Below are 12,013 nucleotides of genomic sequence, written 5' to 3'. Positions count from 1 at the left end.
AGGGGCCGCACCGGCGGGCGGGGCGGGGCGGTCGGCGCGAGCGCCCACCGGCGGGCGGGGCGCTCGGGCGGGCGGGGTCAGCGCCGGGCGCCGGTCCGGCCCCGGTCCCGGCCCCGGAACCGCCCGCGTCCGGGATCGGCGAACAGATCCGGACCGGGGTCCAGATCGGAGTCCAGATCGAGGGTGCCCTCGGTGGCCTCGGCGGTGGCCGGCAGGGCGAGGGCGCCGCCGACCGCCCCCGGCAGACTGCCGGAACCGAGCAGCCCGGTGACCAGCCCGGTGGTGAGGCGGTGCCAGGCGGCGGCCCGGCGGATCATGGCGTGGTCGCCGCCCCGGACGGTGACCATGCAGGTACGGGCTCCGGCGCGGCGGGCCCGGGCGGTGAGCGACTGGGTGGCCTGGGGGCTGGTCAGCCGGTCGCGGTTGCTGTGGACGAGGACGACGTCCCGCCCCGCGAGCTGGGTGACCGGATCCCCCGCCGGACACCAGGGCGCGAGCCCGACGACGCCCCGCACCAGCGGGTGCCCGGCGGCGCGGAGGGCGGCGCGCGCCCCCATGGAGTGCCCCAGGAGCACCACCGGCAGCTCCTCGCCCGCTTCCTCCCGCAGGACGTCGAGGGCGGCCACGGCGTCGTGGAGCGGGTCCGCACGGTCGCCGTTCCAGCCCCGGTGGGCGTACCGCACCTGCCGCACGAGGACGTCCTCACCGCCGGCCCGGGCGGCCCGGACGAGAGCCCGGACGAAGGGCCGCATCCGTACGCCGGGCAGATTCAGCGGGCCCGGCGGCGGCGGCCCCGTACCGCTCTCCCGGCCCCCGTGCAGAACGAGAACCGCTGCCGACGGCGGTCGTGGGGCCACGCGTACCTCCAGGTCCGGGTGCGGGGCGCGGTGCCCCTCGCCCCGTATTCGGCGCCGCGGCCGCTCCGGATGGGTGAAGTGCCGTCCACTGTACGGTCACGGCCACGGAACCATCCGTGCCGTCCACGGCATCCCCCTCTACGGAACCGAAGGAGCCCTCCATGGCATCAGGACCTCAACTCAGCAGCGCGGCACCGGACTTCACCCTCCCCGGCGGAGTCCTGTCACCCTCGGGCGACACCTTCGAACGCTCCGACTACCGGCTGTCGTCCGCCCGCGGCCGGTCCGTGGTGCTGGCGTTCTACCCGGGGGACAACACCAGCGTCTGCACCAAGCAGCTGTGCTCGTACTCCTCGGGCATGGAGGCCTTCGAGGGTCTCGACGCCGACGTCTGGGGCATCAGTCCACAGGGTGTGGACAGCCATGAGTCGTTCGCCCGCGCCTTCGACCTGCGGATGCCGCTGCTGGCGGACGAGGGCCGGGAGATCGCCAAGGCGTACGGGGTTTCCGCACCGGGCATCGGGGTGCGGCGGGCGGTGTTCCTCATCGGCCCGGACGGAATCCTGCGCTGGAAGCACGTGGCGCTGCTCGGAACGACGTTCCAGTCACTCTCCACACTCACCGACCGGTTGTCCGGCATCAAAGAAGCGTAAAGATTGCCGGAACCCGGCAGTGACCGAAGTAGGTGGTGTATGGGATCATCCAGCCAGATCGACGGAAGATGCTCGGGGGAAGTCGACAACAGGGGAGTGATCGCGTGACCTTCTTTCTCGGTCTCGGCATTGCGGGGATCGTGCTGCTCGCGCTCTCCCTGATCTTCGGCGGGGTACTCGAAGGCCTCTTCGACGGCGTGCTCGACGGCCTCTTCGACGGGCTGCTCTCGCTCCCGGTGATCGCCGGATTCATCTCGATGCTCGGTTTCGGCGGAGCGATCGTGCTCGGCTCGACCGGTGCGGGAACGCTCGTGGCCACGGTCGTCGGCGTCGCCGCCGGACTGGTGGCGGGCTGGCTGACCTGGAAACTCAGCAAGGCCCTGATGCGCGACCAGACGCACGCCACTCCGCGCGACAGCGACCTGGTCGGCACCTCGGGATCCGTCGTGACGGCCATCCCGGCCGAGGGCTACGGCGAGGTGCTGCTGCGGCTGGGCGACCAGCCCGTGAAGTACGCGGCCAAGTCGGCGACGCCCGTGGCGCGCGGGACCGAGATCTGGGTGGAAGCGGCACTGTCGACCACCTCGGTCGCGGTCCGCCCGGTGGAGCGCTGACCACGTGACCACCGTGAGCCGTCCGCCCACCTGACAACCCACCACCGCCCGGCACAGACCGCCCGATCACCACCATGCCCCATCGCTTTCCCATTCCCACTTCCCATTCCCTTTCCCTGGCACCACCCCGCTCCACAACAATCTGCCGTCCCCCCACGGGAGGCAGGGGGGACACCTTTCATGAGTCCAGTAGTCATCGCCGTCATCGGCATCGTCGTCCTTCTCGTCCTGCTCGGCCTCGTCGTCATCACGCGTTACAAGGTGGCCGGGCCCAGCGAGGCGTTCATCATCACGGGCCGCCGCGGCAAGAAGTCGACGGACCCGGTCACCGGACTGACCAGCATCGACAACAGCGGACAGAAGGTCGTCGTCGGCGGCGGCGTCTTCGTCGTGCCGTTCGTCCAGCAGAAGTTCACCCTGGACCTGTCCAGCCGGCACATCCCGATCGCCGTGCGCGGCGCGGTGACGCTGCGCGGCGTCAAGTCGAACCTCGAAGGCGTCGCGATCGTCAAGGTCGGCGGCAGCGAGGACGCGATCCGCGCCGCCGCCCAGCGCTTCCTGCAGCAGCAGGACGGCATCGTCGGCTTCACCCAGGAAGTGCTCTCCGGCGCGCTCCGCGCGATCGTCGGCCGGATGTCGGTCGAGGACATCATCCGGGACCGGGCCGCGTTCGCCGGGCAGGTCGCGGAGGAGGCCGAGGCCAGCCTCTCCGGCCAGGGCCTGATCCTGGACGCCTTCCAGATCCAGGACATCACCACCGAGGGCTCCTACCTGGAGGACCTCGGCCGCCCGGAGGCCGCCCGCGCCAAGCAGGAGGCGGACATCGCCGAGGCCATCGCGAAGCGGGCCTCGGAGCAGGCCCGGCTGAAGGCGGCCGAGGAGATCGCCATCGCCGAGCGGACGTACTACCTGAAGCAGGCCGAGATCAAGGCCGAGACGGAAGCCGCGGCCGCCAAGGCCAACGCCGCGGGTCCGCTCGCCGAGGCCGCACGCCAGCAGGAAGTCCTCCAGGAGCAGGAGAAGGTCGCCGAGCGCCAGGCCGCGCTGACCGACCGCGAGCTGGACACCAAGGTCCGTAAGCCCGCCGACGCCGCCCGTTACCAGGCCGAGCAGGAGGCGGAGGCCCGCCGCATCGCCCAGGTCAAGGAGGCCGAGGCCGACGCGGAGCGCTCGCGCCTGACCGGTCAGGGTGAGAAGCTGCACCGTTCGGCACTGGCCGACGCGGTCCGCATCGAGGGTGAGGCGGAGGCCGCCTCGATCGCCGCCAAGGGTGCGGCCGAGGCCGAGGCCATGCAGAAGAAGGCCGACGCGTTCGCGCAGTACGGCGACGCGGCCGTCCTCCAGATGCTGGTCGAGGTCCTCCCGAGCGTCGTGGCCAAGGCCTCCGAGCCGCTGAGCGCCATCGACAAGATGACGGTCATCTCCACGGACGGCGCGAGCCAGCTGGCCCGTACGGTCACCGACAACGTCGCGCAGGGCATGGAACTGCTCAACTCGACGACGGGCGTGGACCTGGCGTCGCTCCTCCAGAACCTCAAGTCCCGCACGGCCACGGTGCCCGCGCCGGGCGCCCCGGAGGCTTCGGAGGCGGACGCCTCGACGTCGAAGAACGGCGAGATCGAGATCAAGGGCTGACGCGCGGGGCCTCTGCCAGGGGCCGAGCCCGTCCACCCGTCACCTGTGCCCGGCAGCGACGCGTTCGCCGCCGGGCACCGGCATGTCCGCGTTCGGATGCGCCGGTGGCCCTGGTCCGGGCCACGGGCCGGGAGGGCGGGCGGAGCAGGTGGAGGAACCGCCGGCCCGGGCTCACTCCGCCGGTCCGGCATCTCCGCGCTGATGGGCACGGAAGCGCGCCTTCTTCTGACGATTCCCGCAGGTGTTCATGTCGCACCATTTACGGGTCCGGCTCTGGCTGGTGTCGAAGAAGGCGGCCCGGCAGGTCGGTGACGCGCACAGGGCCAGCTTCCCGTCGCGTTCGCCCGCGATGATGCTGATCGCGTCGGCGGCGATCACGCCGAGGGCGTCCTCCACGCCGGAGGACGAGCCGAGCCGCCAACGCCGCTCGCCCTCGGGCGTCAGGATCGCCGCGGCCCGCCCCTGAGCGCTGCGGTCGTTGATGACCCGGACAGCAGACGCGGGCAGAGCCTCCTGGAGCGCGGCCGCCGTCGCGGCGGCGTGCATCGCCTCCCTCAGCTCCCGGGCACGGTCGAGCTGGGCAGGGGTGCAGGAGTCCACGGCGAGGCCGTTCACCGCCAGCCAGTCGACCAGTCGCCGCGGAACGGGAATGCGCTCGACAGGGTCGCCACGCCGCTCCGACAGAGTCCCGGTGAAGCTGGTCGCCAGCACGCTGCCGAGGCGGAAGTCAGGGAACCGATCACGCATGGAACCACCTTAGGCGGTTGCATCGCGGCTCCGGCTGCTGCTAGAACCGGCTTAGCCGGTTCCCGATGGCAGGAGGTCTCATGACCCGCCCGACGAGCGACGTACAAGCTTTTGAAGCCCACGCGACCGACGCCGACCTCGACGACCTGCGCGCACGACTCACCGCGGCGCGGCTGCCGGAGCCGGAGACGGTCCACCGCACCGGACCGGGCCCCCTCCGCTGGGAACAGGGCGTCCCCCTCACCGACCTCGTCGATGTCGTGCACTACTGGCGCACCGAGTACACCTGGCGGTCGTTCGAGGAGCGCCTCAACCGGATCGGCCAGTTCCGCACGACCATCGACGATCTGGGAATCCGCTTCCTGCACCGCCGGTCCGCACGGGCGGATGCCACTCCCCTGATCCTGACGCACGGCTGGCCGGGCAGCATCGCCGAGTTCATCGACACGGTGGACGAGCTGGCCGACCCGAAGGCCGCTGACGCACCGGCCTTCCACGTCGTGGTCCCGTCCCTGCCGGGCTTCGGCTACAGCGACAGGCCGGCCACCACCGGGTGGGGAACGGAGAAGATCGCGGCCGCCTGGGTGGAGCTGATGGGAAGGCTCGGCTACGACACATTCCTTGCCCACGGCGGCGATTGGGGAGGCGTGATCACCACGATCCTCGGCGGCAGGTTCCCGGAACACGTGCTCGGCATCCACACGACGACCGCGCAGGCACCCCCCGGACTGACCACGGACGGACTGACGGCGGCCGAGCGCGGGTGGACCGAGGAGACCCGTGACTTCTGGCTCCGCCGCGCGGCGTACGCGAAGCAGCAGGCGACCCGCCCGCAGACCATCGGCTACGCGCTCGTCGACTCACCGGTCGGGCTGCTCGCCTGGATCCTCGACAAGTTCGCGGAATGGTCGGACACCGAGGACAGCCCGTTCGAGAGGATCTCCATCGACAGGATCCTCGACGACGTCACCCTCTACTGGCTGACCCGCACGGGCGCGTCGGCGGCCCGCATCTACTACGAGAGCCACGACTCGCTCGACCCCGGCCTCCGGGTCGACGTCCCGTCGGCCATCACGGTCTATCCCCGTGACATCGAGAAGTGTCCGCGCCCCTGGGCACAGGAGCGCTTCCGCCGGATCGTCCACTGGGGGTCGCCCGAAGCAGGGGGCCATTTCCCGTCCTTGGAGGTCCCCGACCACTTCGTCGAAGACCTGCGGGAGGGCCTGGCGGCCGTGCTGGCGGCCGCCGGTCGCTGAAGGCGGCCGGGAGGACCGACGGCATTCCACGCACCCACCGACCGGCCGACACCCACCTCGTTCCGCTGGAGGCCCTGAGGCCGAGAGCGCGCCCGCTCCCGTACGGCACCAGCACGTACGCTGCGAGCATGGACGACCCCGTGCTCACAGCCCGCGCACTGGTCCGGGACCGGTTCCCCGCCGCCCGGGCGGCCTTCCTCGCCGGCAGTGTGCTGACCGACCGCCGGACGCCCACGTCCGATCTGGACATCGTGGTCCTCGTGGACGACCCGCTCGCCGCGGGCCGGGAGAACCTGATGTATCGCGGATGGCCGGTGGAGCTGTTCGTACAGACGGAGTCCCGCTGGCACGCTTTCGCCGACCAGGAGACCGCGAAACGGAGTTCACCGCTGCTCGCCATGTGCGCCGAGGGCATGCTCCTGGCGGACACGGACGGCCTGGGCGCCGCGCTCCAGGACGAGGCACGCACACGCTGGGCCGCGGGCCCGCCGCCGCTCTCCGAGCAGGAGCGCAACTACCGGCGCTACATCCTGACCGACCTGCTCGACGACCTACGGGGCTGCACGGACCCCGCGGAGCGGGTGTACCTGGTCTCGCACCTGCTGCAGCGCGCCTCGGAGCTGGTTTTGCTGGTAGGCGGTCACTGGCTCGGCACAGGCAAATGGCTCTCTCGACGACTGGCCGCGGCCGCCCCCGAGGCACACCGCGCCCTGTCCGGATCGGCCGCGCAGGCGATGACCGGGGACACGAAGACCTTCGCGGCGGCCGTGGCGGGGGTGCTGGACCGGTCCGGCGGCACCCTGTGGGACGGATACGCGATCCGGTGACGTGGCGGCGGGTGGGCGCGGAGGCACGGGACACGCAGAGGTGTAGGTACAGCCGCCCGACATCCGGGCCGCCTCGGCCCTGACACCGGACCCCGTGGACCCGGCGCCCGGCCAGAGCCGCCATCGCCTGGCACGAGCACCGCAGGTCGGGCTGAGCAGAGATCGTCGCCGCACTGCGCCACAGGCACTACACCATGGTCAGCCTCGGGCGGGCGTCCGGCCGCCCGTACTCCAGGATTCTGGGCAACACCTCGCGCAGGCGTGCCACATCCTCCGCCGGTGCTCGAAGCACGGCCTCGATGACGTGGTCCCGCAGATCAAGGTCGTCCAACGACTCGGGGTCCAACGTCACACGCAGCAGATCCCGTTCGAACTCCACGGTGCGTATGCATCCATAGGCCGTGCCCTGGTCGGGGGTGACGAGGCAGTGCGTATCCATGCCCAGCGCTATCTCCTGCGGGCCGGGATCCTCGAAGTCGCACATGAAGTGCAGGGAGAAGCCCTCTTCGTCGTCCGACTCGGCCACGCCCGCCTGCACGCAATCCTCGTCCGGGTCGTCGACGCCCCAGGCGATCTGCGCGGTGAACCTGTATGTCATGACCTTGTTCTAACAGAGGCGTCCGACAACAGCGCCCCGCGTCGAACCGGAAACGCCCCGCCCCTCAGCACTCCCCCCGGTCCCGCCCCGCCGAGTACAGGTAGCTGTCCCGGAACTGCTCCGAGCCCAGCGTCCGCCCCACCATGATGACCGCCGTCCGGATCACGCCCGCCGCCTTCACCTGCTCGGCGATCGAGTCCAGCGGGCCGCGCAGGACGATCTCGTCCGGGCGGGACGCCATCGCCACGACCGCCGTCGGGCAGTCCGCCCCGTAGTGCGGGAGCAGTTCGTCGACCACGCGGTCCACGTAGCGGGCCGCCAGGTGCAGGACGATCAGGGCGCCGCTGCGGCCCAGGGTGGCCAGGTCCTCGCCCTCCGGCATGGCCGTGGCGCGCTGCGCGACGCGGGTCAGGATCACCGTCTGGCCGACCGTCGGGACCGTCAGTTCGCGCTTCAGGGCCGCGGCCGCCGCCGCGAACGCGGGGACGCCGGGGACGACTTCGTACGGCACGCCCGCCTCGTCCAGGCGCTTCATCTGTTCGTTCACCGCGCTGAACACCGACGGGTCGCCCGAGTGCAGCCGTGCCACGTCGTGGCCGTCCTGGTGGGCCCGGACCAGCTCCGCCGTGATCTGCCCGATGTCCAGGTTCGCCGTGTCGATCAGGCGGGCGTCCTTCGGGCACTCGGCCAGGAGCTCCACCGGGACCAGGCTGCCCGCGTACAGGCAGACCGGGCTGGCGGCGAGGATCCGGGCGCCGCGCACCGTGATCAGGTCGGCCGCGCCGGGGCCCGCGCCGATGAAGTACACCGTCATGATCGATCTCCCTTGTGCGAACGCGCCCCGGATCCCGAGGACTTGATGACCGACCACTGCGTTACGGGCATGGCCTGGCGCCAGCCGGTGAAGCCGCCGACCGGGACCGCGTGGGCGACCGCCAGGCGGACCAGCTCGCCGCCGAACTCCTTGTGCCGCGCCGCCAGCAGCGCCTCCGACTCCAGCGTCACCGTGTTCGCGACCAGCCGGCCCCCCGGCCGCAGCGCCTCCCAGCACGCCTCCAGCAGGCCCGGTGCGGTCAGGCCGCCTCCGATGAACACCGCGTCCGGCGCTTCCAGTTCGGCCAGTGCGGAGGGGGCCGGGCCGGTGACGACCCGCAGGCCCGGGACTCCCAGGCGGTCCGCGTTCCTCGTGATCCGCTCCGCCCGTACCGGATCCCGCTCCACGCTCACCGCCCGGCAGGACGGATGGGCCCGCAGCCACTCGATCGCGATCGAGCCCGAGCCGCCGCCCACGTCCCACAGCAGCTCTCCGGGCGCGGGCGCCAGAGCCCCGAGCGTGGCCGCCCGGATGTGGCGCTTGGTGAGCTGGCCGTCGTGCTCGTACGCCTCGTCCGGCAGACCCGGGACCGTTCCGAGCCGCAGCGCGTCCGCCGACGCCCGGCATTCGACCGCGATGACGTTCAGGCGGTCCCCCGGGGCGTGCGTCCACGTCTCCGCGACGCCGTCGACGTACGCCTCCGCCTCACCGCCCAGCTGTTCCAGCACCCGCATACCGCTCGGGCCGAAGCCATGGGCCGTGAGGAGCGCCGCGACCGTGGCGGGCGTGCTCGCGTCCGCGCTCAGGACCAGCAGCCTGCGGCCCTCGTACAGCGAAGCCGCCAGCCGTGCCGCCGGGCGGCCCACCAGCGTCACGACCTCCGTGTCCTCCAGCGGCCAGCCGAGGCGCGCGCAGGCGTACGAGACGGAGGACGGGTGCGGGAGTACGCGCAGCCCCTCCGGACCCAGTTCTTCCGCCAGCGCCCGGCCGATCCCGTAGAACATCGGGTCCCCGCTCGCCAGCACCGCGATCCGGCGCTCCCGGTGCTCGGCCAGCAGCCGGGGCACGGCCGGCCTCAACGGGGACGGCCAGCCCACCCGTGCCCCGGCGCACTCCGGCGGAAGCAGGTCCAGCTGGCGCGCCCCGCCGATCAGCACCTCCGCCTCCCGCAGCGCCTCCCGCGCCGTACCGGACAGGCCCGGCCAGCCGTCCGCACCGATCCCCACGACGAAGACGGGGCCGGTGTGCGGAAGCGGGGCCGGAGACGGGGGTGGGGGCACGGGCCGGACCTCAAGCGTTCGGAGGGGAAAACAGGGGTGACTGGTGGAAACCAGGCGCAGCCGAACCTTACTGAACGCCCTGTTCCGACCCCTCCGGCGGGTGAATCCGCCGGCGCATCCGGAGTGAATCCGAAAAAGAACCGCGCGTGGTGTCGAGAACCGGGCCCCGGCCCCGACGTCCCCTGTGCAGGAGGAAGAAACCGCACCGAGCGAACGAACGACCAGGAGGCGACGGTCATGAAGTATCTGGTGATGGTCCAGGGCAGCCAGGCGGACTACGACGCGCAGTCCGGCACGGGCAACGCCACCAGCCCGGCCTGGGACGAGAAGGCCATGCAGGAGATGTTCGCCTACATGGGCAGCATCAACGACGACCTCGCCGAGTCGGGCGAGCTGGTGACCGCGTACGGGCTCACGGAGCCCGCGCAGGGCCGGGCCGTGAGCGTCGACGCCGAGGGGCGGCCGGTGGTCTCGGACGGGCCGTACAGCGAGACGAAGGAGCTGCTCGCCGGGTTCTGGGTCCTCGAATGCGAGAGCCTGGAGAGGGTGACCGAGATCGCCGCCCGCGTGGCACGCTGTCCGCAGCCGCCCGGGGCGCCCGAGTACCCGGTGCTCATCCGCACCATCGGCGGCGGGATCGACTAGGAGCGACGACTGAGGCCGGACCGTACGAGCGACGACGACTCGACCGACGACATCGAGGACCTGCTGCGCCGTCACGCGCCGCAGGTCCTCGGCGCGCTCGTACGCCGGTACGGGCACTTCGACCCGGCCGAGGACTCCGTCCAGGAGGCCCTGATCGCGGCCGCCGGGCAGTGGCCCGAGGACGGCATCCCCGACAACCCGCGCGGCTGGCTGATCCGGGTCGCCTCCCGCCGCCTCACCGACCGGCTGCGCAGCGACGAGGCCCGGCGGCGGCGCGAGGAGACGGCGGCGGCCCTCACCCCGGCCGACGCGTTCGTCGCCCCGCCGCCCGGCGAAGGCCCCTCCGGGCCGGGCCAGGCCCCCTCCGAGGACGACACCCTCACCCTCCTCTTCCTCTGCTGCCACCCCGCGCTCTCCCCGGCCGCGCAGATCGCGCTCACCCTCCGCGCGGTCGGCGGCCTCACCACGGCGGAGATCGCCCGCGCCCACCTCGTACCGGAGGCGACGATGGCGCAGCGGATCAGCCGGGCCAAGCGGACGGTGCGCGGTACGCGGTTCCGGCAGCCGGACGCCCAGGACCGCGACCAGCGGCTCGCCGCCGCGCTCCAGGTCCTCTACCTGATCTTCAACGAGGGCTACACCGCCACCGCGGGCCCCGACCTCCACCGCACCGACCTGGCCCGCGAGGCGATCCGGCTCACCCGTGCCGTCCGCCGGCTCCTCCCCCACGAGGGGCGCGTGACCGGGCTGCTGGCGCTGATGGTCCTCACCGAGGCGCGCACGCCGGCGCGTACCGGGCCCGACGGCGAGCTGATCCCGCTCGACGAACAGGACCGCGGCCGCTGGGACCGTGACGCCGTCGCCGAGGGCACCGCGCTCGCCGAGGAGGCGCTCGCCCAGGGCCCCGCCGGCGACTACCAGCTCCAGGCCGCGATCGCCGCCCTCCACGACGAGGCGGAGCGCGCCGAGGACACCGACTGGCCGCAGATCCTCGCCCTCTACGACCTCCTCGTGCGGCGCACCCCCGACCCCGCCGCCGCACTGGGCCGGGCGGTCGCCGTGGCCATGGTGCACGGGCCCCGGGCGGGGCTCACGGCGGTCGACGCGCTGGCGGGGGCGGTGGAGCCGCCCTACCGCCTCGACGCCGTACGCGGACATCTCCTGGAGCGCGCCGGCGAGCCGGCCGCCGCCCGCGCCGCGTACCTCTCGGCCGCCGACGCCACCCTCAGCGAACCCGAGGCGCGTTATCTGCGGATGCGGGCGGGGCGGCTGGCCCCGTAAGAGCCGCCCCGGCAGCGGTAGTTCACTCCCGCCGCCCGAAGAACTCGATCTCCGCCACCGCCGTACGCCGGCCCTCGCCGGAGCCGTACGCCGCGTCGACCGTGAGCCGGGCCCGTACCGTGTCCGAACCCCGTACGTCGAAGGTCTGCTGGCCCGCCTGGTCGCGCAGCCGGATCGTGCGGTCCGTCTTCTTCCCGTCCTTCGACGTCAGCTCCACCGTGAGCCGCGCCGGGCGGCCCTGCGTCAGGAACTCGTCCTGGCGCGCCGAGGTCCCGGAGAACACCACGATCTTCATCATCCGTACCGGCTGCGCGAAGGCGCACTCCAGGTGCTCACCAACGCCCTCACCGGTCTTCTCCGGTGCCCAGTAACGGTTGTTGAACCCGTCGACCGCCGCCGAAGCCGGGTGCCCGTCCGCCTCGCTGGAGCCCTGGCAGGCGGCCGGTGGCACGGACTCCGGGGTTCCGGTCTCCTCCTTGGCGAAGCCGAACAGGCCCGAGAGATGGGGCAGCGCGAACCAGACGCCCACCGCCAGCAGGATCAGCACGATGGGCAGCCCGACCCTCGGCCGCCGCCACCCGCGCCGCGGCCGCGCCCCCGCCACGCGCGCCTGCCGGGGGCGTCGGCGCAGGATCCGCCGCCACCACGGCGGGCGGCCCTCGGGGGCGGGCCCGGGGTCCAGGAGCAGGGCGCAGCGGATGCACCGGGTGCGGTCCGGGGCGTTCTCCGTACGGCAGTTGGGACAGACGACCGGCACGCCCACGGGCTCCGGGCGGGCGGACGCGGCCGGCTGCCGCCGCCCGTCG

At 72.7% G+C, this 12,013-nt stretch carries 13 protein-coding genes; 7 read left to right on the top strand and 6 right to left on the bottom strand.

The features are described from left to right. Nucleotides 1-77 precede the first annotated feature (77 nt). Entirely contained in the window at nucleotides 78-857 is a 780-nt protein-coding gene (locus tag KV381_RS19205) for an alpha/beta family hydrolase (protein ID WP_030088827.1), read from the bottom strand. Nucleotides 858-1,018: 161 nt separating this feature from the next. On the opposite strand from KV381_RS19205, the gene KV381_RS19200 reads away from it, so the two are divergent. The 3 genes from KV381_RS19200 to KV381_RS19190 all read left to right on the top strand — a co-directional run bounded on the left by KV381_RS19200 (nucleotide 1,019) and on the right by KV381_RS19190 (nucleotide 3,759). Next, the gene (locus tag KV381_RS19200) at nucleotides 1,019-1,510 is read left to right on the top strand and encodes a peroxiredoxin (RefSeq protein ID WP_218785796.1); all 492 of its coding nucleotides are present in this window, start codon (nucleotides 1,019-1,021) and stop codon (nucleotides 1,508-1,510) included. A 104-nt stretch (nucleotides 1,511-1,614) separates the two neighbouring features. Further along, nucleotides 1,615-2,124 carry a hypothetical protein gene (locus tag KV381_RS19195; RefSeq protein ID WP_030088831.1) on the top strand — a complete coding sequence of 170 codons (510 nt, stop codon included), beginning with the start codon at nucleotides 1,615-1,617 and terminating at the stop codon, nucleotides 2,122-2,124. Nucleotides 2,125-2,304: 180 nt separating this feature from the next. Then, nucleotides 2,305-3,759 (top strand): flotillin family protein, encoded by a 1,455-nt coding sequence (locus KV381_RS19190; RefSeq protein WP_030088833.1) that lies wholly within the window; start codon nucleotides 2,305-2,307, stop codon nucleotides 3,757-3,759. 171 nt (nucleotides 3,760-3,930) lie between these two features. Here KV381_RS19190 and KV381_RS19185 read toward each other — a convergent pair whose 3' ends face one another. After that, nucleotides 3,931-4,506 carry an ABATE domain-containing protein gene (locus tag KV381_RS19185; protein ID WP_218785795.1) on the bottom strand — a complete coding sequence of 192 codons (576 nt, stop codon included), beginning with the start codon at nucleotides 4,504-4,506 and terminating at the stop codon, nucleotides 3,931-3,933. An 80-nt stretch (nucleotides 4,507-4,586) separates the two neighbouring features. Here KV381_RS19185 and KV381_RS19180 point away from each other — a divergent pair, with 80 nt between their 5' ends. Then, the gene (locus KV381_RS19180; RefSeq protein ID WP_218785793.1) at nucleotides 4,587-5,762 is read left to right on the top strand and encodes an epoxide hydrolase family protein; all 1,176 of its coding nucleotides are present in this window, start codon (nucleotides 4,587-4,589) and stop codon (nucleotides 5,760-5,762) included. A gap of 128 nt (nucleotides 5,763-5,890) precedes the next feature. Next, a complete protein-coding gene (locus tag KV381_RS19175; protein ID WP_218785792.1) occupies nucleotides 5,891-6,589 on the top strand; it encodes a nucleotidyltransferase domain-containing protein in 699 nt (232 codons plus the stop codon). 187 nt (nucleotides 6,590-6,776) lie between these two features. Here KV381_RS19175 and KV381_RS19170 read toward each other — a convergent pair whose 3' ends face one another. The 3 genes from KV381_RS19170 to cbiE all read right to left on the bottom strand — a co-directional run bounded on the left by KV381_RS19170 (nucleotide 6,777) and on the right by cbiE (nucleotide 9,281). After that, nucleotides 6,777-7,187, bottom strand: a complete 411-nt coding sequence (locus KV381_RS19170; protein ID WP_218785790.1) for an Imm10 family immunity protein — start codon at nucleotides 7,185-7,187, stop codon at nucleotides 6,777-6,779. Between the two features lie 64 nt (nucleotides 7,188-7,251). Further along, complete coding sequence (cobM, locus tag KV381_RS19165) at nucleotides 7,252-8,001, bottom strand: precorrin-4 C(11)-methyltransferase (RefSeq protein ID WP_218785788.1); 750 nt, start codon at nucleotides 7,999-8,001, stop codon at nucleotides 7,252-7,254. Then, nucleotides 7,998-9,281: a precorrin-6y C5,15-methyltransferase (decarboxylating) subunit CbiE gene (gene cbiE, locus KV381_RS19160; RefSeq protein ID WP_218785787.1), complete on the bottom strand. Its 1,284-nt coding sequence runs from the start codon at nucleotides 9,279-9,281 to the stop codon at nucleotides 7,998-8,000. The genes cobM and cbiE overlap by 4 nt, the downstream gene beginning before the upstream one ends. 237 nt (nucleotides 9,282-9,518) lie before the next feature. Here cbiE and KV381_RS19155 point away from each other — a divergent pair, with 237 nt between their 5' ends. Continuing rightward, nucleotides 9,519-9,926, top strand: coding sequence for a YciI family protein (locus KV381_RS19155; protein ID WP_030088863.1), 408 nt, complete (start codon nucleotides 9,519-9,521; stop codon nucleotides 9,924-9,926). 9 nt (nucleotides 9,927-9,935) lie between these two features. Then, the gene (locus KV381_RS19150) at nucleotides 9,936-11,207 is read left to right on the top strand and encodes an RNA polymerase sigma factor (protein ID WP_218787255.1); all 1,272 of its coding nucleotides are present in this window, start codon (nucleotides 9,936-9,938) and stop codon (nucleotides 11,205-11,207) included. 22 nt (nucleotides 11,208-11,229) lie between these two features. On the opposite strand, the gene KV381_RS19145 is transcribed toward KV381_RS19150, so the two are convergent. After that, nucleotides 11,230-11,964, bottom strand: coding sequence for a hypothetical protein (locus KV381_RS19145; protein ID WP_249628284.1), 735 nt, complete (start codon nucleotides 11,962-11,964; stop codon nucleotides 11,230-11,232). Between the last annotated feature and the right edge of the window lie 49 nt (nucleotides 11,965-12,013).

The organism is Streptomyces sp. WY228 (assembly GCF_019287315.1).
Taxonomy (GTDB): Bacteria; Actinomycetota; Actinomycetes; order Streptomycetales; family Streptomycetaceae; genus Streptomyces; species Streptomyces caviscabies.
This window is presented reverse-complemented; position numbering and strand designations above follow the sequence as displayed.

Excerpts from the sequence above, each read along its gene's own strand:
- KV381_RS19200 (WP_218785796.1), top strand. The coding sequence starts at position 1,019 with ATGGCATCAGGACCTCAACTCAGCAGCGCGGCACCGGACTTCACCCTC.
- KV381_RS19190 (WP_030088833.1), top strand. The coding sequence starts at position 2,305 with ATGAGTCCAGTAGTCATCGCCGTCATCGGCATCGTCGTCCTTCTCGTC.
- KV381_RS19185 (WP_218785795.1), bottom strand. The coding sequence starts at position 4,506 with ATGCGTGATCGGTTCCCTGACTTCCGCCTCGGCAGCGTGCTGGCGACC.
- KV381_RS19180 (WP_218785793.1), top strand. The coding sequence starts at position 4,587 with ATGACCCGCCCGACGAGCGACGTACAAGCTTTTGAAGCCCACGCGACC.
- KV381_RS19175 (WP_218785792.1), top strand. The coding sequence starts at position 5,891 with ATGGACGACCCCGTGCTCACAGCCCGCGCACTGGTCCGGGACCGGTTC.
- KV381_RS19170 (WP_218785790.1), bottom strand. The coding sequence starts at position 7,187 with ATGACATACAGGTTCACCGCGCAGATCGCCTGGGGCGTCGACGACCCG.
- cobM (WP_218785788.1), bottom strand. The coding sequence starts at position 8,001 with ATGACGGTGTACTTCATCGGCGCGGGCCCCGGCGCGGCCGACCTGATC.
- KV381_RS19155 (WP_030088863.1), top strand. The coding sequence starts at position 9,519 with ATGAAGTATCTGGTGATGGTCCAGGGCAGCCAGGCGGACTACGACGCG.